At 67.8% G+C, this 25433-nt stretch carries 29 protein-coding genes and 1 pseudogene; 15 read left to right on the top strand and 15 right to left on the bottom strand.

The window, feature by feature from the left end:
* Positions 1-81 precede the first annotated feature (81 nt).
* Complete coding sequence (locus RIF23_RS07080; RefSeq protein ID WP_407659438.1) at positions 82-1749, bottom strand: glycosyltransferase; 1668 nt, start codon at positions 1747-1749, stop codon at positions 82-84.
* A 351-nt stretch (positions 1750-2100) separates the two neighbouring features.
* Between RIF23_RS07080 and RIF23_RS07075 the strand changes: the two genes are divergently transcribed.
* From RIF23_RS07075 to RIF23_RS07065, 3 genes are all read left to right on the top strand, one after another.
* A complete protein-coding gene (locus RIF23_RS07075; protein WP_310911601.1) occupies positions 2101-2886 on the top strand; it encodes a WbqC family protein in 786 nt (261 codons plus the stop codon).
* Between the two features lie 4 nt (positions 2887-2890).
* A complete protein-coding gene (locus RIF23_RS07070) occupies positions 2891-3604 on the top strand; it encodes a PIG-L deacetylase family protein (RefSeq protein WP_310911600.1) in 714 nt (237 codons plus the stop codon).
* Between the two features lie 79 nt (positions 3605-3683).
* The gene (locus RIF23_RS07065; RefSeq protein ID WP_310911599.1) at positions 3684-4673 is read left to right on the top strand and encodes an NAD-dependent epimerase/dehydratase family protein; all 990 of its coding nucleotides are present in this window, start codon (positions 3684-3686) and stop codon (positions 4671-4673) included.
* A gap of 23 nt (positions 4674-4696) precedes the next feature.
* Here the strand turns inward: RIF23_RS07065 and RIF23_RS07060 are convergent, their stop codons facing one another.
* Both RIF23_RS07060 and RIF23_RS07055 read right to left on the bottom strand, forming a co-directional pair.
* Entirely contained in the window at positions 4697-5086 is a 390-nt protein-coding gene (locus RIF23_RS07060) for a DUF202 domain-containing protein (RefSeq protein WP_310911598.1), read from the bottom strand.
* A complete protein-coding gene (locus RIF23_RS07055) occupies positions 5083-5421 on the bottom strand; it encodes a YidH family protein (RefSeq protein WP_310912079.1) in 339 nt (112 codons plus the stop codon). Before RIF23_RS07055 ends, RIF23_RS07060 begins: the two co-directional genes overlap by 4 nt.
* A 197-nt stretch (positions 5422-5618) precedes the next feature.
* Here RIF23_RS07055 and trxA point away from each other — a divergent pair, with 197 nt between their 5' ends.
* Positions 5619-5996 carry a thioredoxin gene (gene trxA, locus RIF23_RS07050; RefSeq protein WP_310911597.1) on the top strand — a complete coding sequence of 126 codons (378 nt, stop codon included), beginning with the start codon at positions 5619-5621 and terminating at the stop codon, positions 5994-5996.
* A gap of 55 nt (positions 5997-6051) precedes the next feature.
* Here trxA and RIF23_RS07045 read toward each other — a convergent pair whose 3' ends face one another.
* The 4 genes from RIF23_RS07045 to RIF23_RS07030 form a co-directional block, all read right to left on the bottom strand.
* Entirely contained in the window at positions 6052-6711 is a 660-nt protein-coding gene (locus RIF23_RS07045; RefSeq protein WP_310911596.1) for a spermidine synthase family protein, read from the bottom strand.
* Between the two features lie 50 nt (positions 6712-6761).
* The gene (gene hisG / locus RIF23_RS07040) at positions 6762-7616 is read right to left on the bottom strand and encodes an ATP phosphoribosyltransferase (protein WP_310911595.1); all 855 of its coding nucleotides are present in this window, start codon (positions 7614-7616) and stop codon (positions 6762-6764) included.
* A 110-nt stretch (positions 7617-7726) separates the two neighbouring features.
* Positions 7727-7990, bottom strand: a complete 264-nt coding sequence (locus tag RIF23_RS07035) for a phosphoribosyl-ATP diphosphatase (protein WP_310911594.1) — start codon at positions 7988-7990, stop codon at positions 7727-7729.
* A gap of 177 nt (positions 7991-8167) precedes the next feature.
* Positions 8168-9010 (bottom strand): SDR family NAD(P)-dependent oxidoreductase, encoded by an 843-nt coding sequence (locus RIF23_RS07030; protein ID WP_310911593.1) that lies wholly within the window; start codon positions 9008-9010, stop codon positions 8168-8170.
* A 56-nt stretch (positions 9011-9066) separates the two neighbouring features.
* Between RIF23_RS07030 and RIF23_RS07025 the strand changes: the two genes are divergently transcribed.
* From RIF23_RS07025 to RIF23_RS07010, 4 genes are all read left to right on the top strand, one after another.
* Positions 9067-9753, top strand: coding sequence for a class I SAM-dependent methyltransferase (locus RIF23_RS07025; protein ID WP_310911592.1), 687 nt, complete (start codon positions 9067-9069; stop codon positions 9751-9753).
* 306 nt (positions 9754-10059) lie between these two features.
* Positions 10060-10284: a hypothetical protein gene (locus tag RIF23_RS07020; RefSeq protein ID WP_407659415.1), complete on the top strand. Its 225-nt coding sequence runs from the start codon at positions 10060-10062 to the stop codon at positions 10282-10284.
* A gap of 77 nt (positions 10285-10361) precedes the next feature.
* The gene (locus tag RIF23_RS07015; protein WP_310911591.1) at positions 10362-10595 is read left to right on the top strand and encodes a FitA-like ribbon-helix-helix domain-containing protein; all 234 of its coding nucleotides are present in this window, start codon (positions 10362-10364) and stop codon (positions 10593-10595) included.
* Positions 10592-11014 carry a type II toxin-antitoxin system VapC family toxin gene (locus RIF23_RS07010; RefSeq protein WP_310911590.1) on the top strand — a complete coding sequence of 141 codons (423 nt, stop codon included), beginning with the start codon at positions 10592-10594 and terminating at the stop codon, positions 11012-11014. The genes RIF23_RS07015 and RIF23_RS07010 overlap by 4 nt, the downstream gene beginning before the upstream one ends.
* On the opposite strand, the gene RIF23_RS07005 is transcribed toward RIF23_RS07010, so the two are convergent.
* From RIF23_RS07005 to RIF23_RS06995, 3 genes are read right to left on the bottom strand one after another with little or no spacing between them, the layout of a single operon-like run.
* Positions 11011-11262, bottom strand: coding sequence for a Smr/MutS family protein (locus RIF23_RS07005; RefSeq protein WP_310911589.1), 252 nt, complete (start codon positions 11260-11262; stop codon positions 11011-11013). The genes RIF23_RS07010 and RIF23_RS07005 overlap by 4 nt on opposite strands.
* Positions 11259-12098 carry a class I SAM-dependent methyltransferase gene (locus tag RIF23_RS07000; protein WP_310911588.1) on the bottom strand — a complete coding sequence of 280 codons (840 nt, stop codon included), beginning with the start codon at positions 12096-12098 and terminating at the stop codon, positions 11259-11261. The genes RIF23_RS07005 and RIF23_RS07000 overlap by 4 nt, the downstream gene beginning before the upstream one ends.
* Positions 12099-12105: 7 nt before the next feature.
* Positions 12106-12921 carry an SURF1 family cytochrome oxidase biogenesis protein gene (locus RIF23_RS06995; protein ID WP_456085736.1) on the bottom strand — a complete coding sequence of 272 codons (816 nt, stop codon included), beginning with the start codon at positions 12919-12921 and terminating at the stop codon, positions 12106-12108.
* An 84-nt stretch (positions 12922-13005) separates the two neighbouring features.
* On the opposite strand from RIF23_RS06995, the gene RIF23_RS20785 reads away from it, so the two are divergent.
* The gene (locus RIF23_RS20785; protein WP_407659437.1) at positions 13006-13404 is read left to right on the top strand and encodes a pentapeptide repeat-containing protein; all 399 of its coding nucleotides are present in this window, start codon (positions 13006-13008) and stop codon (positions 13402-13404) included.
* A gap of 31 nt (positions 13405-13435) precedes the next feature.
* On the opposite strand, the pseudogene RIF23_RS20780 reads toward RIF23_RS20785, so the two are convergent.
* A pseudogene (locus RIF23_RS20780) lies at positions 13436-14083 on the bottom strand (chaplin family protein); the annotation flags it as partial.
* Between the two features lie 913 nt (positions 14084-14996).
* Between RIF23_RS20780 and RIF23_RS06985 the strand changes: the two are divergent.
* The 3 genes from RIF23_RS06985 to RIF23_RS06975 all read left to right on the top strand — a co-directional run bounded on the left by RIF23_RS06985 (position 14997) and on the right by RIF23_RS06975 (position 18263).
* Positions 14997-16109 carry a CapA family protein gene (locus tag RIF23_RS06985; protein ID WP_310911585.1) on the top strand — a complete coding sequence of 371 codons (1113 nt, stop codon included), beginning with the start codon at positions 14997-14999 and terminating at the stop codon, positions 16107-16109.
* Positions 16110-16271: 162 nt separating this feature from the next.
* Positions 16272-17231 carry a TetR/AcrR family transcriptional regulator gene (locus RIF23_RS06980; protein WP_310911584.1) on the top strand — a complete coding sequence of 320 codons (960 nt, stop codon included), beginning with the start codon at positions 16272-16274 and terminating at the stop codon, positions 17229-17231.
* 144 nt (positions 17232-17375) lie between these two features.
* Positions 17376-18263 carry an alpha/beta hydrolase family protein gene (locus RIF23_RS06975; RefSeq protein ID WP_310911583.1) on the top strand — a complete coding sequence of 296 codons (888 nt, stop codon included), beginning with the start codon at positions 17376-17378 and terminating at the stop codon, positions 18261-18263.
* 9 nt (positions 18264-18272) lie between these two features.
* Here RIF23_RS06975 and RIF23_RS06970 read toward each other — a convergent pair whose 3' ends face one another.
* The 4 genes from RIF23_RS06970 to RIF23_RS06955 form a co-directional block, all read right to left on the bottom strand.
* Positions 18273-19043 (bottom strand): sulfite exporter TauE/SafE family protein, encoded by a 771-nt coding sequence (locus tag RIF23_RS06970; RefSeq protein WP_310911582.1) that lies wholly within the window; start codon positions 19041-19043, stop codon positions 18273-18275.
* Between the two features lie 536 nt (positions 19044-19579).
* Positions 19580-20641, bottom strand: coding sequence for an SPFH domain-containing protein (locus RIF23_RS06965; RefSeq protein ID WP_310911581.1), 1062 nt, complete (start codon positions 20639-20641; stop codon positions 19580-19582).
* Positions 20642-20840: 199 nt separating this feature from the next.
* A complete protein-coding gene (locus tag RIF23_RS06960) occupies positions 20841-21368 on the bottom strand; it encodes an SPFH domain-containing protein (RefSeq protein ID WP_310911580.1) in 528 nt (175 codons plus the stop codon).
* Between the two features lie 188 nt (positions 21369-21556).
* Positions 21557-22342, bottom strand: coding sequence for an ABC transporter ATP-binding protein (locus tag RIF23_RS06955; protein WP_310911579.1), 786 nt, complete (start codon positions 22340-22342; stop codon positions 21557-21559).
* Positions 22343-22429: 87 nt separating this feature from the next.
* Here RIF23_RS06955 and RIF23_RS06950 point away from each other — a divergent pair, with 87 nt between their 5' ends.
* The 3 genes from RIF23_RS06950 (at position 22430) to serB (ending at position 25315) form a co-directional block, all read left to right on the top strand.
* Complete coding sequence (locus RIF23_RS06950) at positions 22430-23206, top strand: hypothetical protein (protein WP_310911578.1); 777 nt, start codon at positions 22430-22432, stop codon at positions 23204-23206.
* Positions 23207-23344: 138 nt separating this feature from the next.
* A complete protein-coding gene (locus RIF23_RS06945) occupies positions 23345-23983 on the top strand; it encodes a DUF1707 SHOCT-like domain-containing protein (RefSeq protein ID WP_310911577.1) in 639 nt (212 codons plus the stop codon).
* A 120-nt stretch (positions 23984-24103) separates the two neighbouring features.
* Positions 24104-25315, top strand: coding sequence for a phosphoserine phosphatase SerB (gene serB / locus RIF23_RS06940; RefSeq protein WP_310911576.1), 1212 nt, complete (start codon positions 24104-24106; stop codon positions 25313-25315).
* The last annotated feature ends 118 nt before the right edge of the window (positions 25316-25433 follow it).

Here is a 25433-nt window from a genome sequence, read left to right as displayed (position 1 = left end):
GCCCGCACCGTGACCTGCTGCTCGTGGGGGCCGGAACCGACTACCCGCCTCGGAGCCGGGAACCGTGCATACGGGCACCCCTCAGAGCCGCGCGGCCTTCCGGCCCGGGCTGTTCCACCGGCCGTCCGAGCGCGCCCGCCAGGCCTGCGGCAGGGTACGCAGAATCAGGTAGGAGTCGATGAGCCGCAGGGGAAGAAAGAACAACCCGTAGATCAGGTAACTCGGACGACGCCGAAGTGCAGCCAACACGCAGGTCAACACGTAGTCCGGAACCAGCAACCCCACCAGCAGCACCGGCAGCGGAAGTACCGCCGTCACCGACTCGTAGACACTCGCGTAGGCCCCCACCTCCAGCACCACATCCCCAACCACCAGGGGCAGTGCGGTGAACACGGCGAGAGCGGCGGCACTCAGTAGCACCACGGAGACGAACATCACCTCGACCAGGTAGCACAGGAGCGCGAACCAGAACAGGCTGGGCCAGATCCCGTGCAGCCGAACCGTCTGCCAGAACCCGAGAGTCCAACGTCGCACCTGACGGACGTAGTCGCCGAGGGTGAACGGATCCTGACACACGGCGCGCGCGTTCGGTGCCATGGAGATACGGCCCAGGCGCCGACGATGGACCTCGAACGTCATATTGAAGTCCTCGATCACCAACCCCTTGGGATTGATGTCCACCTCGCGCAACACCCGGGTGCGGTACGCGCTGGCGAACCCCGGAACGATGAAGGTGGTACTGGTGTGGCGCCAGGTCTGGCCGAACCGCATCAGGTACTGCAACATCACATACAGACGGTCCCGATACGCGGAGATCAACCGCCCCAGCAGGGTGCGTTCCCAGGGCTTCCACTCGGCAACAACCAGCCCGGCGACCGCAGCCACCCGCGGATCCTCCATCTGCCGGCGCACACCCTGGAGGTAGTGTTCGTCCAGCTCGGTATCGGCGTCCAGAATGACCACGGCGTCGTAATTGTTCACCAGGTCGAACTCGGAGATCACCGCTTCGAGGGCCCCCGCCTTGCCCCGGTTCGTGAGCAGCTCCAGCACGTTCACGCCCGTGTCCGCAGCGATGTCCGCGGTGGCATCCCGCGAGGAGTCGGACACGACGTAGATGTCCCACCGGTGAAACAGACGCAGCGCGGAGCGCACCGCGGCGCCGATCACCGGTTCCTCGTTGTGCGCCGGAATGACCACCGCGATCCGCGCGGGTGCAGCATCCGCCTCGTCCGGTCCGGCCGCAGCCGGTGTTCGCCGCTCGGCACGCGTATCCGCCGGGGCCGCGCGGGTATCGTCCACGGCGGGTGAATGCCCCAGCCCCACGTCGCCGGCGGCGCGGGCCAGCGCCAGGGCCGTCGAAGGGGTGTGTACATCGTCTCCGCCCGTGCCTCCGGGGGCGGACCCACGCGCATATCCCAGCGTCGGAGTCGGGACACGCGGCGCCCCCGACGTGCGCTCCGCCCCGGTGGCGGGTACGGCCCGCTGGCGGATCCTGGAGGCCCCGGTCACGGCGGACGGTTGGCGTGCCGCGGCGATCCGTCGTCGCCGGGCGAGGCTGCGCGCACCGTCGTCACCGGCGCGCACGAGGCCGATCAGGAACCAGACGGTGAGGTTCACTCCGAAGACCAACCACAGGAACAGCGCGGCCGGGACGGTGCTCCCCGCCAGCCCGAGCGCGAACTGGATCCACTGCGTGAACAGCCCACCGGCCAGGGACAGGGCGAGGACGACCGTGGTCAGGCCTCCGATGAAACGTGCGGTACGCACACAGCCTCCGCGGGACGTAGCGGGCGTTGCCCCTCGATCCAGACAAAACGGTCTCCTGATTTGACGCGTCACCGAGGGAGTCAGTTCACACCAACCGACGGCCTACATAGGCCACCAGAATCCTATGCCGACGGGCGGATGATGTTGGCACTATTGGGGACATAGTGGCGTGACTCAAGGAGTCAGCATCCCAAGACACAGATAACACTTCAATTCAATGGAATCCCAGACATATCAATGAATCAGCTGTCACTCTGGTGACGCCTTGGCCCACCGGACGAACAGGCATCCCGGAACGACCTGCCGTCCCAAGCGCCGCAGAGGAGAACGTCCGTGCGCGTCGCCATGCACCAGCCGCACTACCTGCCCTGGCTGGGGTACCTCGACAAGATTGATCGCTGCGACCTGTTCGTCGTCCTCGATCATGTGCAGTACGAGCGGAAAGGCTGGCAGAACCGCAACTACCTCGGATCCAAGAACGGGCCGGTCCTCCTCACGGTCCCGGTTGTGCAGCGCAGCCGAGACGAACGAATTCTGGACAAACACATCGACAACTCCCAACAGTGGCGACTCAAACACCGACGGAGCATGGCAGATCACTGCTACTCGAACGCTCCGTTCTGGGACGAGTTCGGATCGGAGTTCACTGCGATCTACGACCGGGAGTGGCACCGTCTGGACGAGCTCGCCCTGGCCACGACCAACGCACTGCTGCGCTGCTTCGGCATCACCACCCCGGTCGTGCGCGCCAGCGAGCTGGGGGACTTCCCCGGGCAGAAGAGTGAGCTACTGGCCCAGATCACGGCCAAGGTCGGAGCCACCACCATGCTCTCCGGAGATGGCGCCCGCGGCTACGTCGACGAGGAGGTGTTCGCGCGCTACGGCGTTTCGGTCGAGTGGCAGAACTTCGCCCACCCGCGCTACACCCAGTTCTGGAATCCGTCCACGGAGTTCCGACCCCGCCTGGCGGCGGTGGACCTGCTCTTCAACGAAGGTCCCGCCGCCCTCGACATCCTGCGGGCTGCCCGCCATAGTGCCCAGGCGCCCGCCACGCACCCGTCCCCCGGGCCGAGTGGCGTCGGTCCGGACCAGTATCGGATCCCCCGAACGAAGGACTGAACTCATGACCATCGACTGGTCCCAGGAACGGATCCTCATCCTCGCCCCACATCCGGACGACGAAACCCTCGGCTGCGGGGGATTGATCAACAAGGCCAAACGGGCCGGGGCCGACGTGCACGTCCAGTTCCTGACCGTCGGCGACACCAGAGACTTCTCCCCGGCGGGCCTGTCCACCGCCGAAGAACGATACGGGGAAATCAAACGGGTGGCCGACCATTTCGGTTGGGACAGCTGGGACATCGCCTTTCCCGGCGACGACTACCACCTCCGCCTGGACACCGTGGCCCGGGTGGACCTCGCCGGTGTCATCGAACGGTACAGCTCGCTGTCCGTCGCCGAACTGGAACCCACGATCGTGGTCGCGCCACACCGGACCAGCTACAACCAGGACCACCAGGTCACGGCGGAGGCCGCGCATACGGCCCTACGGCCGTCCAACACCCGGCTGCGGCACCATCCCCGGCTGGTGTTGTCCTACGAGGAGGCGGCCGACCAGTGGCGGTATGACAGCTGTCCCGCTCCCAGTCTGCTCGTGGAGCTGAGCGACGCCGACCTCGACGCCAAGATCTCGGCAATGCGTCTGTATGGAACACAGATGCACCAACATCCCCACACGCGATCCGAACCGACCCTGCGCAGCCTGGCGACCCTGCGCGGAATGCAGGGTGGGGTCGCACTGGCCGAAGGGTTCCACGTCATGCGCCTGCTGGTCTGAGACCGGCAGCCGTACCGGTCGGTTCTGCGGTTTCGGTGCTGAGCCGCAGCTCGTCTTGTTTCTCACGGAGGGTATTTCAGTGAAGGCTCTGGTCACGGGCGGTGCCGGATTCATCGGCTCCCACCTGTGCGACTATCTGGTCGCGAACGGACACGAAGTGACGGTCCTCGATGACCTGTCCACCGGGTCCATGGCGAATCTGCACCAGCTCGACGGGGCGATCCGGTTCGTGCACGGTTCCATCCTGGACCAGGACCGGGTCGAGGAGTGCGTGCGAGGCCAGGACACGGTGTTCCACCTGGCCGCGGCCGTCGGTGTCCATACGATCGTGGATCGTCCCCTGGAGTCGCTGCGCACGAATCTCACCGGAACCGAGAACGTCGTCGAGGCGGCGGTACGCCACGGCGCCCGGTTCACGGTCGCCTCCACGAGCGAGGTCTACGGTAAGAACGACAGCCCGGGGCTGCGGGAGGACGCCGACCGTGTCCTCGGATCACCCCTCAAGAGCCGCTGGTCCTACGCCGCGGCCAAGGGACTGGACGAGCTCCTGGCCTACGTCCACGGCCAGAAGAGCGGTCTGCCGTGTGTGATCCTGCGCTTTTTCAATGTCGTCGGCCCCCGACAGACCGGACGCTACGGCATGGTGGTTCCCCGCTTCGTTGCCCAGGCCCTGGAGGACGCTCCGATCACCGTCTACGGAGACGGCACCCAGCGGCGCTGCTTCGGTTCCGTCTTCGACGTGGTGCCCGCCATCGTGGCGCTGCTCGATACCCCTACCGCCCACCATCGCGCCGTCAATCTCGGCGGTGTCGAGGAGGTCTCCATCAAGGGGCTGGCCGACCGCGTCCGCGAGCTCGCCAACTCCCGCAGCGAGGTCTCCTTCGTTCCGTACACGGAGGCCTACGGCCCCGGCTACGAGGACATGCAGCGCCGCATGCCCGACATTTCGCTCGCCACCGAACTGATCGGCTACCAGCCCGAGTACGACCTGGACCGCATCATCACCTCCATCATCGAGGCCCGGCCCGCCGGCACCCCCTCAACGCGGATTCCGGCCACACCCCGGTAGCAGCAGCGCGGGGGCGCCCCTGGTCACGGGGGCACCCCGGTCCATCCCAGTCCAACATCGGCCAGGACCGCCACACCCAACCCAACGACGATCCCACTCACCGCCACGATCAGCCACGGAGGTGCCAACGGGGCCGGCGGGGCCCCCGTCCGGTGGTCCAGGACACCGTGCCGGGTACGGCGCCACCGCACGCGCAGCACGGCGATGAGGACCCCAGCCGCGGCCAGGAGCAGACCCACCACCAGCAGTCGGCCGTCCACCTGCCGATGCGTGCCCGCCACAACCAGCACGCCCGGGTCCCGCAGGTACAGAGCCGCCACGACCACCAACGACGCCACCGTGCGCTGCCAGGACAGCAGGGTACGTTCCGCCTGGAGACCGGGATCCTCGCCCCCGGCGCGACTCCCACTCACAGGAGGGGTCCCACCAGAACAACCAGGATCACCCCGGCCAGGGCCACCGTCGTGAACAGGGGCAGCAGCGACGTCGGCAGCGGTTCCTCTCGCCGCATCGCACGTTGCACCCGTGTCCACCGCAACGGCGCCCAACACGCCACCACCAGGGCCAGGATCGTGAGGCAGAGGCCGACCAGGAGCCGCACCGGACCGCCCCAGTCCAGGGGCACCAGATACAACACGGCCACACCGCCCGCCAACAACGCCAGTGCCGTACGCATCCAGGCCAAGAACGTACGCTCGTTGGCCAGCGTGAACCGATAGTCTGGCTCCCTGACCTGACGCGACTTCACGTCTGGATTCGGCTCCGGTGGGTCATCGCCACCGGACTGTGCTGAGACCGTACTCACCAGGGCTCCTTCGTGTCCGCACCGGGGTGCTCACGGGCCGGATCCAGCGGCCAGGAACAATCCATGGTTCCGTGCCGCTGTAGCGCAGGGAGAGCATGCACCGCTCATCCGAGCACATCGATATGACATAGGGGCAGACAGTGGCAACACTCGAGCTCACCACCGAGAACTTCAACGAAACCCTGACCGGGAACGACGTCGTCCTGGTCGACTTCTGGGCCGAGTGGTGCGGTCCATGCCAGCAGTTCGGCCCCGTCTACGAACGCGTTTCGGAGAAGCACCCGGACATCGTCTTCGGCAAGGTGGACACCGAGGCACAGCAGATGATTGCCCGCGAGTTCGGGATCAGCTCCATCCCGACACTCATGGCGGTCCGGGAGCGCACCGTGCTGTACCAGGAGGCCGGTGCCCTGAACGAAGAGTCGCTGGAGGACCTGATCCGCCAGATCCGCGAACTGGACATGGAGCAGGTACGGGCCGAGATCGCCAAGCAGCAGAGCTCGGACGACGCCAGCTGAGGCAACCTCCGCCCCGGTGTCGTCCGGCGCCGGGGCGGAGTCGCACACCGCGGGGTCAGCCCCCCAGGCGTGCCACGTAAACCGTGTCGGGTTCCCCCCGGTCGGTGGGCACCGTCACCGTCTCCACCGTGCCCCCGTGGGGCGAACAGCGCTGTGTGAGCCACCGGACGAATCCGGGCGCCGGTGCGGAGCTCCAGAAGGCGACCACTCCCCCCGGTCGGGTCACCGCCCGTAGCCGCTCCAGGGCATCATCCCCGTACAGCCACGCATTGGCCGTACGTAGCGTCCAGTCCGGACCGTTGTCCACATCGAGACAGACCAAGTCGTAGCCGGCCGTTTCCGGTACGGATCCGGCCGCATCCAGCCAGGCCACCAGGTCGGCGCACTCGATCAGGCAGCGGTCCTCGGCCAGAAGGTGACCGGCCCCAGCCGCCAACGGTCCCTGATGCCAGGCGATCACCCGGGGCTCGAGCTCCAGGACGTGGACATGGTCCACACTCGGCTCGTCCAAGGCCGCCCGCGCCGTGAAACCAACTCCCAGCCCACCAACGAGCACCCGCACGCCCACGCGTCCCCGGGGTAGGGCTCGCAGGCCGGCACTGACCATCGCGCGTTCCGAGCGGCCGTCCCGGGTGTCCATGAGGAACATCCCGTCCGCGATAATCTCGTACTGGCCGTCCACCTCACGTAACACCAGCTCACCGCAAACCCCCATGGTGCGCTCCACAACACGTGGGGCGTGGTCGGGCTGGGGAACCGCGCCGTTCACAACCGGCAGGCGTAGATGTCGGTCACCAGGATCGCGCGCGCCCCGATACCCCACAGATCATCCATGATGCGTTGAGCATCCCGACGCGGAACCATCGCGCGGACCGCCACCCACCCCTCCCGGTGCAGCGGGGAGACGGTCGGACCCTCCATTCCCGGGGTGAGCGCCACGGCGTCGTCCAAACGTTCGGCGTGCACGTCGTAGTCCATCATCACGTAGTCCCGGGCCACGAGAACACCACGCAGCCGCCGCAGCAGCTGTTCGACGGACGGGTCGGTGTCGGCGCCGTACTGCCGCACCACGACTCCCTCGGACTCCAGAATCGGCTCACCGAAGGTCTCGAGTCCGGCGTTCCGCAGTGTCGTTCCGGTGGACACGACATCGGCGACGGCGTCGGCCACCCCCAACTGGATGGAGCTCTCCACGGCACCGTCCAGGTGGATCACCCGCGCGTCGATGTTGCGCTCCCGGAGGTACTGGGTCAGCAGACCGGAGTAGGAGGTGGCCACGCGCTTTCCGGAGAGGTCCTCCACACGCATGTCCCGGCCTCCGGGAGCGGCGAACCGGAACGTGGATCCGCCAAAGCCGAGGGGAAGGACCTCCTCCACGGCGGCCTGGGAGTCCAGCAGCATGTCCCGGCCCGTGATACCGACCTGGAGGATGCCCTCCCCCACGTAGACGGCGATGTCCTTGGGGCGCAGGAAGAAAAACTCGGCGTTGTTGTCCGGGTCCACCAGGACGAGATCCCGGGAGTCCTTGCGCTGGATGTAGCCGGCCTCCCGCAGCATGTCGGCGGCGGGTTCGGCGAGCTGTCCCTTGTTCGGTACGGCGATACGGAGCTGGTCAGGCATTCGGTATTCCTCGCGGTTTCCGGGGCGGACGTGGGCGGCGTCGGGGCGAGGACACGCCCCGAGCACGGACGGCACCGGCCGGTTTGCGGATGCGACGACCCCAAACCGGCCTAGAGATGCGCGTAGACGTCCGCTGGCCGCAGCCCGCGCGCCAGCATCAACACCTGGAGGTGATAGAGCAACTGGGAAATCTCTTCGGCCGCTCGGTCATTCGACTCGTACTCGGCGGCCATCCACGCCTCGGCAGCCTCCTCGACGATCTTCTTGCCGATGGTATGGACCCCGGCGTCCAGCGCCGCCACGGTTCCCGAGCCCTCGGGGCGGGCTGCCGCCTTCTCCGCCAACTCGGCGTACAGATCGTCAAAGGTCTTCATCGTGCTCTTCCTCGGTGGATGACGCTCCTCCAGGTTACGGTACCGGTACCGCCCGCCCGCACACCGGGACTCCCCGCTGCCCGCCGGGACCAACGCGGGATCCGTCCCTGCGCACGAAGACCGGAACGAGGTACGCGGCGACGACAGCCGGCACAGCACCGGAGGCCGGTGTCGCCTCTACTCGCGCCGACGGCCGAACACTGCCTGGGCCACGCTCGACGGCACCAGGCGCAGTACCCCGCCCGCCAGCTTGTACTGCGCACCGGGCGTCACGCTGGAGCGCCCGGTGGCCCACGCACGCAGCGAGTCCACAACCACGCGGTCCTTGTCCACCCACGCGATCTCGGGCGCGCCCTGTTCCTGCATCTCCCGGGTCATCTCGGTGCGCACGTACCCCGGGAGGACCACGGTGACGGTGATGCCCTGCGGACGCACCTCGGCGGCCACGCTCTCACTGAACGAACGCACGAACGCCTTCGACGCCCCGTAGGCCGCGTTACCGGGAACAGCCGGCAGTGCGGCCGCCATGGAGGACACGTTGACCACGCCGAGGGGAATCGTGATCCCGGCACTGCGACGGGCCAGCTGCGCCGGAAGTACGGCGCGGGTCAGTCGAACCAGTGCGCGTACATTCAGTTCCAGGAGCCGGTCCAACTCCGCGACCGGCTGGGAGGCAACAGCCCCACCGGCTCCCATCCCGGCGTTGTTCACAAGCAGGTCGATGGGCGCTGTCTCCGGGTACTCCCCCGAGGCAGCTGGGTCATCGGGGTTGCCGACGGCCAGCCGGCGCTCCACCCGTGCGAGGTCCTGTGCCTGGGTCAGGTCAGCAACCAGCGGGGTTGCGGTGACGCCGAAGCGTTCCCGGATCTCGGTCGCCAACTCGCTGAGGGCCTGCTCCCGACGCGCCACGAGTACCAACGAATGACCGCGGCTGGCCAGCTGTCGGGCGTAGGCGGCGCCGATACCGGTGGAGGCTCCGGTGATCAGTGCGGTGCGGGGGGTCTGCTGGTCGGAGCTCATGCCGCTGTACCCTATCGCTCCGGCGGGGCCAGCCGTTGCGCGGTACGGTGGCTGCCATGACAGCCAGCGACAGCCCCATCGACAGCCGCCAGATCACCGACCAGGTTCGGGACGCCGGGATGTTCCTCCAGGAGGCGTTCCGAACCTTCCGGGAAACCGGATCCATCACCCCCAGTGCGGCTCCACTGTGTAATGCCCTGACCCGCTACGTCCGTGAACGCGATCCCGCGGACGCCCCGCTGGAGATTCTAGAGGCGGGGGCTGGAACCGGCCCGGTCTCCGTCGCGATCGCTGCCTCCATGCAGGAGAAGGACAGCCTCGCCCTGGTCGAGTCGAACGGAAGGTTCGTGAGCCGACTCGAGGAGGTGGTGGCAACGGACCCGGCGTTCGCCACCGTGGCGGACCGGACCTCCATCCACCACTGCCTGGTCACCGAGCTTCCACCGGAGCGCAACTTTGACCTGATCGTCTCCGGTCTTCCCTTCGCGAACTTCGAGAAGTCCGAGGTGCGGGCGATCCTGGAGTACTACTTCGATGTGCTGCGGCCGGGTGGGCACGTGTCCTTCTACGGGTACCTGGGCACAAAGCAGTTCCGGGCGGTGTTCGGGCGCCGAGACGAGTACCTGCGCCAGGCACAGTCCACCTGGGTGGTGGAGGAGTACATCGCCCGATACGGCGTGGATCGGGAACGTATCGCCGCGAACGTCCCGCCGGCCTGGGTGCACCATCTGCGCAAGCCCTGATCGCACTGCTTCCACGGCCCCCTGGGGTCGGGTGTTCGGGCGGCATCGTAGCGGGCAGCGGGAACGGACCCCGGACATGGATCCGCGGGGTCAACCGCCTGCGCGGACTCGGGACGTCGCCGCTCCCGACCCCGCGCAGGCAGCAGTCACTACGGTGGGAACGCCCACGCCCACCCCCCAGCACGGCCCCACACGGAAAGTTCGGGCGGGTGCCGAATAGCTGACCACGGTCGGTGACACGATGCGCATGCAGCCGATATCGGCAGTGCGAACCGCGCCACCACGACGCCCCTGCCCCCGGAATGTATGCCGAAGGGGCTTGCACGCTTGGGCGTGGAGCACCTGGAGTCAGTGCTCACAGCCACCGGTCGGCGCCTGGTCGTCCTGGAAGACGACGGCACCGACAACGATCTGGTGCGGGACATGACCGAGGTCCTGACCGCGCTGTGCGCCCGCCGGTACGGGCAGCGCTCCGCCAAGCGGCGGGCCGCCCGCGCCGTCACCGTCGCTACCGAACCGGAGGTGTCGTGACCGAGCAGGTGACGCAGGCCTACCGGTTGCCACACCATACCGAATAATGCATGCGAAATGCATGCTATGCTGGCTCTATGGGCGAAACGACGGTTGTCCAAGTTCGAGATGTTCCCGCCGAGGCGGTCGAAACTCTCAAGGCGCGAGCCGCCCGCCGCGGACTGCCGCTGGCCGCGTACCTGCGTGAGCTGATCCTGGAGGAGGCGTCTCTCCCGGCGGTCGACGAGGTGATGGCGCGCCTCGCTGAGGATGAACCCGTCAACTACACGACCGAGGACCTACAAGACTTCATGACTGACGGTCGTCGATGAGCTACGTCGTTGACTGCTCGATCATCATCAGGCTATTGGCGGCCCGCCGTGAGGACGACCTACTCCGCCGTCGCCTCATGCGCCGGGTACACGCCCCAACGCTACTCGACGCCGAGGTCTCCAGCGTTGTCCGCGGGCTGTCCATCACGAGCAAGCCCAACGTACGGATCTCCGAGCAACGAGCCCGAACGATGCTGGACCGCTACCAGGGGCTGCACATCACACGTCATCCCATGACACCGCTGCAACTACGCGTACACGAGCTTCGCGACAACCTCACCGCCTACGACGCCATGTACATCACGCTCGCCGAAGCCCTCGATCTCCCGCTCCTCACCGACGACGCCAAGCTTGCCAAAGCCGCGGGGCACCGGGCCCAGATCCTGCACTACCCGCAGGACGTCACACCGTCCCCCTAGTGCTTGAAGTGCACGAACAACCGGCCAAAGTTCTTGGAGTCCTTCTCCACCCGGTGGTACATCTGCTTGACGTCCTTCTGGTCCAGGAAGCGCAGCACGCGCTTCTTGAGCTGTCCCGAGCCCTTACCTGGGATGATCTCGACCATCTTGGCCTTCTTCTGGATGGCCTCGGTCATGATGTCGTTCAGGGCGCGGTCGATGTCCCGCCCCTTGTTGTAGATATCGTGCAGGTCCAGTTTGAGCTTCATCCAGACTCCCGCTCGCACACGAAGATCGCGGTTCCCGGCAGAATGCGGCCCCGGACGGGGCTCCAGCCACCCCACACCTGGTGATTGTCCTCGGGCCACTCCGGCTCCACGAGGTCGACGAGCCGCAGGCCGGCCCCGGCGATGGCCCGGACCCAGTCCCCCAGCGTGTGGTGGTGCTCCACGTAGATCGCGCGTCCCTGCGCGTCCTCCTCCACATAGGATCGGCGATCGAAGTAGGGCGTATCCGCGGTCAGGCCACGCTCGGTCGGATCGTCGGGGAAACACCACTTGATGGGGTGGCTGGTGGAGAACACCATCCGGCCCCCGGGCCGAAGGACCCGGGCTGCTTCACGGAGGGAAGCCGCCGCGTTGGACACGAACGGGTAGGCCCCGAAGGCCGAGCACAGTACGTCGAAGCTGGCGTCCCGGAAGGGAAGGTACTGCCCATCCGCCTGGGCCACGGTGACGTCGTAGCCGGTGTGGTCGTCAATGCGGCGCGAATGCTGGAGCTGCCGGTAGGAGATATCGATCGCGACCACGTCCGCAACGCCCTGGGAACGCAGCCAGCGTGCGCACTGTGCCGCCCCGCATCCCACTTCCAGGACGCGGGCATCGGCGAGGTGCTGGGGGTCTCCGAGCAACCGCGCCTGGGCTTCGTCCAGACCCTCGGGCCCCCACACGAATCCAACATCGCGCAGGAACACCGCCCCTTCGGCCTGGTACTCGTCCGCAACGTGTTCCCACCACAGCTTGCTGGCTGCTGCGCTCTCCACCGGATCGGGACGGCGACGGGTGACGGCCGCCAGCTCCGGACCGGCCTCGGGCTGTTCGGTCATGGTGCGATTATTGCAGCGAGGCCCCGGTCTGCACCCGGGTGTGTGACCCCGGATCCTCGTCCCCGCCGGGGCTGGTCCCGCCCCGGCGGTGCTCGTACAGTTCCCGGCGCACCAGGAAGCACCAGCCACCGATCGCGATCAATGCGAACACCCACCACTGAACCGCGTAGGCGGCGTTGAGACCGTAGTTGTACCCACTCGGTTCGAGAGCCATGGGGGCGGATTCCGGAGCAGGGTCTTCACTGGTGCGTTCCAGGTGCCCCCCGTACACGGGATAGGGCAGCTGCTCGGCCAGTACGTCCGAGTTAATCAGCATGATCTGTCCCTCGGGCAGCCCGCCACGGTCCCTGATCCCGGTGTTCTCCTCGGTTTCGGCGAACTGGGCGTTGCCTGTAACCGTGACCTCGCCGCCGGGCGGTTCCGGAACATCCGGCCCGTCGGTCGCTGCGCCCTCCTGGGGAACCCACCCCCGGTTGACCAGGACGGCATCCCCATCGGCACTCACCAGCGGGGTAACGACATAGAAGCCGGGACCCCCGTCCGTACTCCGGTGCCGGACCAGGAACTCATGCTCGGTGTCGTAGTGACCGGTCGCCGTGCTCGCCCGCCAGCGGTCCTCCTCGGACACGTTCCCGCCGACCTCGGTCAGCTCGGCGAACGGGACCGGTTCGGCGGAGGCGTTCGCCTCCTGCCGCTGCGTGGCCGCAGACCGTTCCTCGAACCGGTCCCATTGCCACATACCCAGCGCGATGAAAATCGGGACGAGTACGAGCACAAGTGCGGCGAATCCGAGCACCCGCCGCGTGCGTAGAACATGAAGCACGCCCCCGAGGGTATGTGACCCCAGTTGTCCCGGGATGATGCCCCCGCCAGGGCATCGGGTGCGGACACCATTCCGCGGCCCGGGGTGGTTCTGGCCCCGGGCCGCGGGAGTCCGCTCAGGCGGTTGGCTCGGCTGCCGTCCCGGAACGGCGCATCAGGTAGCGAACGAGTCCGCCCAGCCCCAGTGCGGCCACTGCGGCGGCGACCAGCCCACCCAGGGCGGCACCCGTCACCGGCAGCGTGTCGCCACCGTCGGCCTGGTCCGGAGGTGTCGCCTCGTCCGCCTCCGGCTCGGTGTCCTCATCGTCCTTGCCGTTGTCGTCCTCGTCGTCCTTGCCGTTGTCGCCCTTGCCGTTGTCGTCCTCGTCGTCCTTGCCGTTGTCGCCTTCGCCGTTGTCGCCTTCGCCGTTGTCGCCTTCGCCGTTGTCGCCTTCGCCGTTGTCGCCTTCGCCGTTGTCGCCTTCGCCGTTGTCGTCCTCACTGATCGTGGACGTGCACTCGGCCTCCGCGATCCCCAACACAGACACGGCGTTGCCGCAGATGTCCGCGGCGACGTCGACCGGGACGTTGACCTGGTTTCCGCTGGCCACACCCCCGGAACCATCCGACGACTGCCCCTGGGACTCCTCGTTCTCCTCGGACTCCTCCAGGGCGATCACCACGTCGCTGCACTCGCCCTGAGCCACCCCGAGCACCGAGACGGCGTTGCCGCACATGTTCACCGCGACGTCGACCGGGACATTGATCTGGTTTCCGCTGGCCACACCCCCGGAACCATCCGACGACTGCCCCTCCGAGCCCTCGTTCTCCTCGGACTCCTCCAGGGCGGTCACGACATCCTCACACTTGGCCTGGGAAACTCCCCCCACGGCAACGGCGTTGCCGCACACGTCCAGGGCTGCGCTGACCGGAATGTTGATCTGGTTTCCGCTGGCCACACCCCCGGAACCATCCGACGACTGCCCCTCCGAGCCCTCGTCACTGGCCGCGTAGAGCGTCTCGGCGATCTCCGTGCACTCGGCCTGCGAGATTCCGAGTGCGGCGAGTGCATTGCCGCACAGTTCTGCCTCGACGTCGGCCGGGACATTGATCTGGTTGCCGCTACCCACACCCCCGGAACCGTCGGTGTCCTGGTCCGCATGGGCGGCTGGGGCCAGCGCCATACCCATGGCGGCAACGGAGGCGGGGATGATGAGTCCACTACGCATGTGAGGCACGTCCTCTCGCGTTGGAAGTGTGTTACTAAGAACATTCATAAAGTTCTCGATGGGAAGTTCGCGCTCCCGGCATGATCTCTGCACATGACAACCGGGGGACACAACGGAAAGCACCGAAACAATTCCCCAAAACACGCATGACGGTCACGCGCTCCTGAAACGGATACATGAGCGACCGTCCGGAAAAGTCACGGTAGCAGCACCGCGCCACAACGGTAACCAGATGACCGAAAAACGTCCAAGCCGATCTCAAAAAATACCCGGGGCAAAACCGACAAACGACGGACGCGGGACACGGAAACGAACGTTCAACCCAAGGGTGCACCAGGGCTCAATGCCGCGTCCAGAGCCGCCGAGCGAGCGAATTCACCACCAGAGAAGAATAAATAGAACAATGACGACAACACCGACGAACGAGGGCACACTCGGGCAGGATTGCGGGAGCGTCCAGGTTTCCCGGCCCCCGCGCGGTGGCTCCACGACCACAACGACCCCAAACCGCGCGGCTCGCGGTCAGCGGGACGGGGGACACCGCCGAATGCGACGGCCCGATACCCCATCCCGGGACCAGCCACGGCGAACACGAAACACGTGCGGCCATCACGCGGCAATCCGGAACCCGCCCCCTGCACCCACCCCGGGAGGTGCCCCACGGATGGCGTGTCCCAGCTCGACCACCGGATGACGAACCGGCGACAGATGCACAACGCGCCGTGGCCACAATCGCCACCAACTTGCGACCATGGCCCCGACTCCGAACCCCGAACCGGGGCCTGGGGCACACATCCAGTGCCACGTCAGGGTCCCACGCACACTCCGGAGCCACCCGAACCAACCGCCGACACGCCCCGGAGCGCGAATGCCCCCCTCCACACTGTCGCCACGCTGGCATCGTGGCGGGCCCCTGGTCGTTCTGTGCCTGGTGGTGCTAACCCTGGGATCGGGCACCAGCCTCCCGGACAGCCAGCCGGATTCTTCGGGCGGACACCCCGCACCCAGCCAGCCATCACCCGAGGCCCCCGAACCGGAGGCGTTCACTGTCGCCTTCGGCGGCGATGTGCACTTCGAGGGAATGCTCGCCAACCGACTCAGCGAGGACCCCACCACTGCCGTGGGACCGATCTCGGAGGTCTTCGCCGACACGGATCTCGGCATGGTGAACCTCGAGACCGCCATCACCACGGATGGCACACCATCCCCGGGAAAGGACTTCGTCTTCCGCGCGCCACCGGAGGCGTACCAGGCGCTCGAATCCGCCCACATCGACGTGGCCACCCTCGCCAACAACCACGGAATGGACTACGGCCGGCAGGGTCTCGACGACACCATTGCCCATGCCGAGGACGCGGACTTCCCCATCGTCGGGATCGGCCACGACGCCGACGACGCGTACGCGCCCTACCGAACGGAGGTCCGCGGCAACGACGTGGCGATCCTGGGTGCCACCGACGTCCTCGACACCCGGTTGATCCCGGAGTGGACGGCCCAGGAGGACCAGCCGGGCCTTGCCTCCACCAAGGGCCCCGCGCTGGACCGGATGCTGGAAGAGGTCCGCGCGGCCGACGCGCAGGCCGATACCGTCCTGGTCTACCTGCACTGGGGGCTGGAGGGCGACCACTGCCCCCTCCCACACGCCCCCGAACTCGCCGAACAGATCATCGAAGCCGGGGCGGACGCCGTCGTCGGCGGACACGCCCACGTCCTCAGCCCGGGGGGCTACGTGAACGGCGCCTACGTCCACTACGGCCTGGGCAACTTCGTTTTCTACAACTTCTCCGGGCCCACGGCGGAGAGCGGCGTCCTGCGCCTCACGATGCGCGAGGACGAGGTCCTGGACGACGAGTGGATTCCCGCCCGCATCGAGGGTGGGGTCCCGGTCCGCTACGAGCAGGAACAGCGCGCGGAGGCCATTGGCGACTGGGAGGAGCTGCGCCGCGACTGTGGTCTCGACCTGCACGCCGATCCACGGTAGTGCTCACAGTCCGACACCGTGGGCAAGGGCCGCCACGCGCATCCCCGCGACCCGGCGGATTCGGCCGGGTCCGGGCCTCATCCGTGGGGTCGCGCCGCGCGGCACAACGGCACCGAATCTCTGGGAACCTGTGGGGCCCGCACGCACATCTGATTCGGTGTGATGAGCGACAGCGCCACCGGAACGGACCTACCTCCGGCCGCAGATCCTGCGCCCGACCCGACCACCGCAACAGCCGTACTGTTCGGACCCGAGGCCGCGAACCTGGCGAGTACCGCCCTGACGCAGGTGCCACTGCGCCGCCTGCCCACCCAACAACGCAGCCGTGAGCGGGTCCACCGGATGCTCACAGCCTGCGCCGAACTCCTCGACGAGGGCAGCTACACGGCCCTGACCACCACACGCATCGCCGAACGCGCCGGCGTCGCGATCGGTTCGGTCTACCAGTTCTTCCCCGACCGCCAGGCGGTCGCCCGCGCACTGGCCCTGATCCACGCGCAGACCCTGCGCTCGTGGGCACAACGACGCCTGGCGGAGGTGCAGCCAACCGGCTGGTGTCAGACGGTGGACGCGGTGCTGGACGCCTATATCGACATGCACCGACACGCGCCCGGTTTCCGCACCCTGCACTTCGGCGAGGATGTGGACGCCCGCCTGTTGGACGTCTCCGAGACCAGCCACCAGGTCATCGTGGATCTGCTGCGGTCGGTCCTCGGGGAAAGTCTGCCCGAGGACTGTCACCTCGATCGACTCATCGGCGTGGCGACACAGGCGGCCGACGCCGTTCTCCGGCTCGCCTTCCGGGACACCCCCCAGGGGCAGAGCCAGCTCCTCGTCGAGTGCCGGATCCTGGTCCGTAGCTACCTCGCCGCCCATACCGGGGAGCAGCAGTGCAGCACCCCACAGTTGGCCGCAGCGGGCGACGCCGCACCGCAAGACCAGGACGACCAGGACACTACCCCGGGACGGTCCGGGGCCCCCGGACACAGCCCACCGCGCGGCGGCGGCGATAGGGTAGCCACCGCACTCCACATCCAGGATCCGCACCAGAACGAACACCCCCCTGGCACTATGGACAGGGCGGGGTTGTTTCCGTCGACGCGTGCCGCCACGGGGGAGTGACGAGATGGGGCCCGTCCCGGACCAACACGGGGGACAGCGGTGTGGGAGCTCCATGCCCGCAGGCCGCGCCGCCTCGCTCATCCACCAACCGACGTCCCACTCGCACCCGGCCACTCATGCAGTAAGGACAGGGAAGGGGCCACAGTGGTAGCTGAAAGTACACTCACCCGTCCGCTCACCGGAGTAGCAGCCGGCGTTCCCTATCTCGCTGTACCGCCGCCGGACCAGAACTCGCCCGCCCCCGTGGTGGTGGCCTGGCACGCCTTCGAACCGCCACGCAGCGAGGCCGCGCTCGCCGGGACCCTGCCCCTGTCCGGCCTGAACGCCTGGCGGTTCTATCTGGGATTGCCCCTGTTCGGCAGCCGGCTCCCGGCCGGCGGGGTCGCCGAGATCAACAGGTTGGGCCACACCGACTACCTCAACCTGCTGTTCGGGCCCGTGGTCGAACAGGCCGCCGCGGAGCTGGCCTACGCGCTGCACGAGCTACGGGAGTGGTTCCCGGTCCATGACGGCCCGATTGGTGTCCTGGGAGCCGGAGCGGGTGGGACCGTTGCCCTGCTGGCCGCGTTGGAGAGCCAGGCCCCGATCGGGGCGGTGGGGGTGGTAAATCCCATCATCGAGCCGACGCCGGTGCTGGAGGCTCGCCGCCAGCGTCTCGGCGTGGACTATTCCTGGACCCCCCGCGCCCGGGAGGTCGCTGCCCGGCTGGACTTCACCCGCCGTGCGGAGGAGTTCACCCAACCCTCTCCCCTGCTCCTCGTCACCGGTGGGCAGGACGAGGTCATCGTGCCCCAGCGGGGGCAGAGCCTCCACGAGCAGCTCGCGCCCCACTTCGCTCCCGGGACGCTGCGGCATCTCACCATTCCCGAGCTGGCGCACACCATGGGCCCGGAACCGGGTCTCGACCCCGGCCCCGCCACGCCCGCCACGGTCCTGACCGACCGCGCCTTGGTGGAGTGGCTCCATCTGCACCTGGCGTCGGGCGCGGCGACCACACACACCCTGCACCGGCCGGTGGGGCAGCAGCAGTAGGCCGGCCCGCTATCCGGTGCCGGTCAGCAGGTCGACGATGAGCTGTCCGGCCGCGGTCAGCCCGATCACCACGACCAGTAGTCGCAGAACCTCGGGGCGCAGGCGTCGCCCGAACCGCGCACCCAGGTACCCCCCGGCAATCGATCCGAGAGCAATGAGTGCGACGACGGACCACACGGGGCTGGCCAAGACGATATAGAACACGGCGGCCGTAGCATTGACCACAAAAGTCAGCGCGTTCTTCAGGGCGTTGACGCGCTGGAGATCCTCGTCGAGCGCGGTGCCGAGCAGCCCGAGCAGCACGATTCCCTGCGCCGCGGCAAAATATCCGCCGTAGGTCCCCGCCCCGTAGATCCCCAGGGGCAGGAGTCGACCACCATTGCTGCTGCTCGGCCGCCGCGAACGCACCCAGCCCTGTAGCCGCGGCTGGAACACGATCAGTAGACACGCCCCGACGATGAGGGCGGGAACCACAGCCATGAACACCGTTGCCGGCAGGACCAACAACAGGGTGCCCCCGGTGACCGCACCCAGGGCCGACATCGCGCCGAGCCGTAGCAGCCGTGGACGCTGTCCCGCCAACTCTCGCCGGTAGCCGAGGGCCCCGCTGAGCGCGCCCGGAGCCAGGCCCACGCTGTTGGAGATGGTCGCGGTGACCGGTGGATACCCCAGGGCGAGCAGTACCGGAAAGGTCAGCAGGGTTCCCGAGCCCACCACCGCGTTGATCGCGCCCGCGCCGACTCCCGCCGCGAGTATGGCCAAGGCTTCCCATAGCCCCATTCCGCCACCTTTCCTGGATTCTGTATACAGTCTACGAACGTCGACGGTCGCGGAAATGCCCGCCCGGCCCAGGGGACACCCCGCGAGCGGCGCTTCCCGCGAGCCGCCCGGAGCCGAACGTCGCGGTGGCGCTAGGTCGTGTTTCTTGGGGGTGGGCCTGGTCTGGCGATGTCCACCCCGTCTCCGGTCCCGCTGGCCGCCGTGCCGGGCAGCGGGATGCGCCCCACGGCCACCGCAGCCCCACCATCCCCGGGGAGGGGCGGGGATTGTGGTTGCGGCAACCACCGATCCGCACGCGCCGTGTCGGCCGCCGGCGGCGTCGCGCCCCGGTGGTCACCGATGGTGTCCTGTTTCCGGGGCGCTCCCCCGCACGACGGCCAGCGAGGCGTGGGGCGATGGCTGGGAGGGTGCCTCCGTGGTGCGGGCACCATGGTCTTCTGCACGACGGGCAGTGGGACGTGGGGGCGGGGCGGCCTCGGGGACGTCGTCACCGGGGGAGCACTCCCCCGCCCCGCAGACCTTCCAAAGAACCACGCCTAGGAGTTCTGGTCGTTCTCCGGGGCGTCGAGCTCCACCGCGGTGGGCAGGTCCACACCCGGGTCCACGACGGGCCTGCCGGGTGCCTCGGAGGTGTCCGCGGCGTCGTGCTGTTCGGTCGGCGTCGCGGCCTTCTGCCCCCCGCGCAGGGCGTCGGTAATCTCGTCCATCTGGTTCGCGAACGGCCAGAACGAGGAGTTCGCACCCATCTCCGTGGGGACGATCCAGAGCTTATTGGAATCACCCTTGGCGATTTCGGGCAGCTTCTGGAGGTACTGGTAGGCCAGCAGGTCCTTGTCCACCCCACCGGCGTGGATGGCCTTGAACACCATGGAGATCGCGTCGGCCTCACCTCGGGCACGCAGGGTCATCGCCTCGGCCTCGGCCTTGGCCTGCACGGTCTCCGCCTCGGCCGAACCGCGGGCCCGCAGCACCTGTGCGGACTTCTCCCCCTCGGCGCGGAGCACCGCGGACTGCTTATCACCTTCCGCTTGCAGGATCTGGGCGCGCTTCTCCCGGTCGGCGCGCATCTGCTTCTCCATGGCCTCCTGGATGGACTCCGAGGGGTCGATTCCCTTGAGCTCGATCCGGGTGACCTTGAGGCCCCAGTCCGCCGTGGCCTCGTCCAGGACCGAACGCAGTTCGCGGTTGATCTGGTCCCGCGAGGTCAGTGTCTGTTCGAGGTCCATTCCACCGATGACATTGCGCAGGGTTGCCGATACCAACTGCTCGACCGCGGTGATGAAGTTCGAGACCTTGTACGTCGCGTTGTACACGTCGGTGACCCGGTAGTAGACCACCGTGTCCACGCTCACCCCCAGGTTGTCCTGGGTGATGGCGGCCTGGGGCGGGAAGCTGACTACCTGGTCCCGCTTGTCGACGTCGACCCGAATCTGGTCCACGAACGGGATCACGACCTTGGGGCCGGACTTCAGGGTTCGGTGGTATTTGCCGAACCGTTCCACCACGGATTCCTGGGCCTGGGGGATGATCCGGATACTGCGCCACAGCACCAACGCGGTGATTGCGACGAAGATCGCAATTGCAATGAGGATTTCCATCGAGACGACTCCGGCTCTAGAGGTCGAGGGGTCGGGGAACAGGTGGTACTGGCCGGTATCGCGCACGGACGGCACCGGCCAGGGTCACAACGCCGGGACGGGGCGCCGGACACAGGCGAAGTCAGCCTGGATACTCCCGCTCCGGCCCGGAGGTGGCTGGACTCGTCGAAAGACGGGAGTCGGAAACTGGTGGCAGACATCACTCAGTCCCCTCCCGGGGATTCTCCGGGGGCCTGCGGATCGTGACCTCGACGGCGACCAGCTGAACTCCCCAGCGGGTCACGGACTCGTCGATGACCGACCACACCCGATCGTCGAGCTGTCCCCGCGTCGCCGGAATCTCCTCGTGCGAGACGTCCTCCAGGAGTAGGCGCAGGGCGTTACCCGCGAGTTCGGTAAGCGCGCTGCGGTGATTCCCAATGGTGGCGAGCGTGGTGCGGGCATCCACAATCCGATAGCGCACGGTCGCGGTCGCGGCTACCGGGTGGCCGTCACGGGTCAGCGCAGCCTGGTGCGAAAGCCGAAGCTCCTGGTCGGCCTGGTCCACGTGCGCGGCGATCCGGTCGAGCAGCGGAACGACCGGGTTGAGCCCTGGCCTCAGGGTGCGATGAAGCCGGCCGCGGCGCGTCACGACCGCGACGTGCCCGGGCCGGACGAACCGGATCGAACTCCAGGCCACCAGGACAACGAGCAAGCCGAGAAATACGTACAGGAGCGGGCTCTCCATCAGGGACGCCCCCAGGACGCCCCCGCACGAGCGGCGCGCACGGAAATTCCCACGCCGCGATCATAAATCCCACCACGCCGTGCCGTTAGGCGGATCCGGCATCAAATCCCACACGATCGCCTGGATTCGGACTCAGGATCTGTTTCCGGACACCACGGACAGAGAATTTTCAGAATCCGGATCCGAGCTCAGTCCGCCCGGGCGCTCCAACGGTCCCCGACCTGTTCGACCTTCAGCCGCATCCCGAAGGTGTCGCTCAGATGCTCCGGCGTCAGTGCCTCCTCGATGGGCCCCGCGGCGACGACACCCCCGGAACGAACCAACATCGCGTGGGTGAAATGTGGGGGAATCTCCTCCACATGGTGGGTCACCAACACGGTGGCGGGCGCATCGATGTCCTGCGCCAGTGCACTGAGCCGGCCCACGAGCTCCTCGCGCGCCCCCAGATCCAGCCCTGCGGCCGGTTCGTCCAACAGCAACAACTCCGGATCGGACATCATCGCGCGCGCGATCTGGGCTCGCTTACGCTCCCCCTCGGACAGGGTTCCGAACGATCGTTCGGCAAGCGTGTCCATGCCCCAGTCCCGCAGCAGCGAACGCGCACGGTCCTCGTCCATGCCCGCATACTCTTCCCGCCACCGCCCCACCACGGCGTAGGCAGCGCTGAGAACCAGATCCAGAGGGCGCTCAGTCTCGGGAATCTGCTCGGTCAGTGCGGCACTCGCGAATCCGATGCGTGGCCGCAGCTCGAATACGTCGCTGGAGCCCAGCCGCTCCTCCAGCAGATCGACCTCCCCGGTGGTCGGGAACAGCTGCGCGGCCGCGATCCGCAGCAGGGTGGTCTTCCCGGCGCCGTTCGGCCCGATGATCACCCACCGGTCGTCCTCCTCGATAACCCAGTCGATGTCCCGCACCAGCCACGACTGCCCCCTCCGGACGCCGACGCCACGCATTCGCAGTACCTGTCCGTGCATTGCTGCTCCTCCCCCGCCAGGACCCCCGCCCCGGCCTGCCTTCTGCCTACCTGGACGAACACCCCAGCCACCTAAGCTGGAACCGTGGTGCTTCGAGAACTGTCGTCGGCGACCCTGGTCGCCTGGGGTAATGCCTGGCTCACCGGCCAGGCCGGGCTGGATGATGCCGTGGACACCGTCGAGCACGGTACCGGGCCGCATATTCTCGCCGCCCCGGACACGGGCCTCGTCCCGGGGGTGACCGGGGAGCAACCACTGCGCAATGCCCTCGCGGACCTGCGCAGCCACGGCATCAGCGCCTTGCGCCTGTGTCTGCCAGTACCCGGTGACCCACTGGGGCTCGTGGGCGAGGCGGAACTCAACATCGCGGCAATCGAAGCTCGGGAGGCGGTGCTCGTACGGATGTACGACCGGCAACTGGGGCTGGTGCCCGCCGAGGACCGGCGGGGCTCATCCTATGTCGGAGTGCGCTGGACTCCGTACCCGGCCACGGACACCACCCCCCAGATTCCCTCCCTGCCTGAGGCAGAACAACAGCTCACACACGCGATCCGAGACTGCATTCCCCTGTTCGAACAGGTCACGGAACTGGCGGACTGGGGACCGGAGGTGACCGCGGCCCTGGAGGACCTCCGGGATCCCCGACAGGCCCCGGGGGACGGACTACCGCCCGGCTCTTCCCAGCGCGCACACCGGGTAGCTGCCCTGGCGGAGCGGCTGACCGTGGTGGTCCGACTTGCCGACGCGGACGCGGGAACGGGCATCACAACCCACCAGATCGCAACCCATGCGACCGCCCTGCGCATGTTGGATCGGGCCGTGCGACGAGCCCGCGTCGCGGCCTATGGCGCCGCGAACCAGTAACGCGCGACAACCCTGACCCCACGTCCGAGAATCTCCGGGTTCTCCCAGGGGCACGCGGCCTTTTCCGGAACACCACCACAGGCCGATACTGGACACGGCGCCCCACCGCGCAGCGCCCAGCCCCGAAGGGAGCCCAACATGGCTACACACGACCAGGGAAACGTCCGTGCCTCGGACGCCGATCGGGACCAGGTCGCCGAACGGCTCCGGGACGCCCTGGCGGAGGGACGCCTGACCCCCGAAGAACACGGAGAGCGGGTGGACCGGCTGTACTCCGCACGGACCCTCGCGGAACTGGCCGATCTCACGACCGACCTGCCGCAGACCACCGGCAGTACGGCAGCGACCGGGCCAACGGGGACGCCGGGGCCGAAGCTCGACACCCCGCACGCCCGAGAGCTGGCTGCCCAGAGTACGGGCCAGGATCGCATCGTGGCGATACTGAGCGGAACAGACCGCACCGGCCGCTGGCTCGTGGAGCCACAAACCCAGCTCACCGTCCTGTTGGGTGGAGCGGACCTGGACCTGCGGGAGGCGGTGCTCGCCGAACGGCAGGTGGTCATCCAGTGCGCCGTCATCCTGGGTGGAGCGGACCTCACGGTCCCGCCGGGGATCCGGGTCGTCAATCAGGTCAACAGCGTCCTCGGCGGTGTGGAGGTCGCCTCCGAACTCCAGACGCCCACAACGGACGCCCCCACGGTCCGACTCACGGGGACCTGTCTGCTTGGTGGAATCGACGTGCACACCACGCCCAGCGCCGAGCGTGCGGGCTGCTGACCACGCGGGCGCTCCCCAACCGCGCCGCACCTACCGTTGGTGCACGCGCCGAGACGGTGGGTCCAACATGTGGCCCTGCCCGAAGGCGCGCAATCGGCAGCGAGTAAGTTGGGGCTCGCGATGGATACCTCACTACTCGTGACCGTGACCGGAGAGGACCGCCCGGGCGTGAGCGCACGGCTGCTCACCACGCTCGGTGCGTTTCCCCTCACTATCGTTGACCTTGAGCAGGTCGTGATCGGGGACCGCCTCGTTCTCGGTGCCCAGCTGGCCGTTGATGAACGCGTTGCCCCTGGGGTGCGCCACGACCGGCTGTTCGCCGAGGCACGCGAGGAGATCAGCAAGACCGCCGCGGACCTCGGACTGGATGTGGAGTTCGGTGACGGGGCCGCGGACAGTCGAGTGCCGATTGCCGAACGCCTGCACGTGACCCTGCTTGCCGACCCACTGCGTCCGGCCGCGCTCGGGGCGATCACCTCCTGCGTGGCCCGCGGAGACGCCAACATCGACCGGATCGAGCGGCTGGCGAACTATCCGGTAACCGCAATCGAGCTCACGATTTCCGGTGGCGATCACGAACAGCTCCGCGCCGAGCTCGCCACCGAAGCCTCCACGCAGGCCATCGACGTGGCGGTCCAGTCCAGCGGCCTGCATCGCCGCGCCAAGCACCTGATCGTCATGGACGTTGACTCCACCCTCATCCAGGGTGAAGTGATCGAGCTGCTCGCGGAACACGCGGGCTGTCTGGACCAGGTCGCCGAGGTGACCGAACAGGCGATGCGCGGTGAGCTGGATTTCGAAGAGTCCCTGCGCCGCCGGGTGGCCCTGCTCAAGGGCTTGGACGCCACCGCGCTGCACGAGGTGAGCCAGAAGCTGGTGCTCGCTCCCGGGGCCCGGACCCTGGTTCGGACGCTGAAGCGGCTCGGATACGAATGCGCGATCGTCAGCGGCGGCTTCACCCAGGTCACCGACGCGCTGGTGACCGACCTCGGCTTGGACTACGCGGCGGCCAACACCCTGGAGGTGGTGGACGGCAAGCTCACCGGGGAACTGGTCGGGCCGATCATCGACCGTCCCGGCAAGGCTGCGGCGTTGCGTCGGTTCGCGGCTGAGGCGGGAGTTCCCCTCAACCGCACGGTCGCGATCGGTGACGGCGCCAATGACCTGGACATGCTGGCCGCGGCCGGGCTCGGTGTCGCCTACAACGCCAAACCCGTGGTGCGGGAGGCCGCCGACACCTCCGTCAGCGTTCCCTACCTGGACACCATCGTGTTCCTGTTGGGGATCTCCCGCGAGGAGATCGAGGACGCCGACGGGAACACCGGCCAGTAGCCACGCGCGGGGCGGTGCTCCGTCGGGCACGGGCCGGGGGTGTCACCGCCACCGCGCCACCGCCGGATTCGTCCCACCGCTGTGGCCGGGCACAGCGCATGCCTGGTATTCCTGCCAC

It is taken from the genome of Lipingzhangella rawalii (assembly GCF_031628175.1).
Lineage (GTDB): Bacteria > Actinomycetota > Actinomycetes > Streptosporangiales > Streptosporangiaceae > Lipingzhangella_A > Lipingzhangella_A rawalii.
The sequence above is the reverse complement of the archived record's forward strand: the minus strand, read 5'-3'. Positions and strand labels throughout refer to the sequence as shown.

Coding starts and splice junctions, on each gene's coding strand:
- RIF23_RS07070 (WP_310911600.1), top strand. CDS start 2,891: ATGACCATCGACTGGTCCCAGGAACGGATCCTCATCCTCGCCCCACAT.
- RIF23_RS07045 (WP_310911596.1), bottom strand. CDS start 6,711: ATGGGGGTTTGCGGTGAGCTGGTGTTACGTGAGGTGGACGGCCAGTAC.
- hisG (WP_310911595.1), bottom strand. CDS start 7,616: ATGCCTGACCAGCTCCGTATCGCCGTACCGAACAAGGGACAGCTCGCC.
- RIF23_RS07035 (WP_310911594.1), bottom strand. CDS start 7,990: ATGAAGACCTTTGACGATCTGTACGCCGAGTTGGCGGAGAAGGCGGCA.
- RIF23_RS07030 (WP_310911593.1), bottom strand. CDS start 9,010: ATGAGCTCCGACCAGCAGACCCCCCGCACCGCACTGATCACCGGAGCC.
- RIF23_RS07025 (WP_310911592.1), top strand. CDS start 9,067: ATGACAGCCAGCGACAGCCCCATCGACAGCCGCCAGATCACCGACCAG.
- RIF23_RS07020 (WP_407659415.1), top strand. CDS start 10,060: ATGCCGAAGGGGCTTGCACGCTTGGGCGTGGAGCACCTGGAGTCAGTG.
- RIF23_RS07015 (WP_310911591.1), top strand. CDS start 10,362: ATGGGCGAAACGACGGTTGTCCAAGTTCGAGATGTTCCCGCCGAGGCG.
- RIF23_RS07010 (WP_310911590.1), top strand. CDS start 10,592: ATGAGCTACGTCGTTGACTGCTCGATCATCATCAGGCTATTGGCGGCC.
- RIF23_RS07005 (WP_310911589.1), bottom strand. CDS start 11,262: ATGAAGCTCAAACTGGACCTGCACGATATCTACAACAAGGGGCGGGAC.
- RIF23_RS07000 (WP_310911588.1), bottom strand. CDS start 12,098: ATGACCGAACAGCCCGAGGCCGGTCCGGAGCTGGCGGCCGTCACCCGT.
- RIF23_RS06985 (WP_310911585.1), top strand. CDS start 14,997: ATGCCCCCCTCCACACTGTCGCCACGCTGGCATCGTGGCGGGCCCCTG.
- RIF23_RS06980 (WP_310911584.1), top strand. CDS start 16,272: ATGAGCGACAGCGCCACCGGAACGGACCTACCTCCGGCCGCAGATCCT.
- RIF23_RS06970 (WP_310911582.1), bottom strand. CDS start 19,043: ATGGGGCTATGGGAAGCCTTGGCCATACTCGCGGCGGGAGTCGGCGCG.
- RIF23_RS06965 (WP_310911581.1), bottom strand. CDS start 20,641: ATGGAAATCCTCATTGCAATTGCGATCTTCGTCGCAATCACCGCGTTG.
- RIF23_RS06960 (WP_310911580.1), bottom strand. CDS start 21,368: ATGGAGAGCCCGCTCCTGTACGTATTTCTCGGCTTGCTCGTTGTCCTG.
- RIF23_RS06955 (WP_310911579.1), bottom strand. CDS start 22,342: ATGCACGGACAGGTACTGCGAATGCGTGGCGTCGGCGTCCGGAGGGGG.
- RIF23_RS06945 (WP_310911577.1), top strand. CDS start 23,345: ATGGCTACACACGACCAGGGAAACGTCCGTGCCTCGGACGCCGATCGG.
- serB (WP_310911576.1), top strand. CDS start 24,104: ATGGATACCTCACTACTCGTGACCGTGACCGGAGAGGACCGCCCGGGC.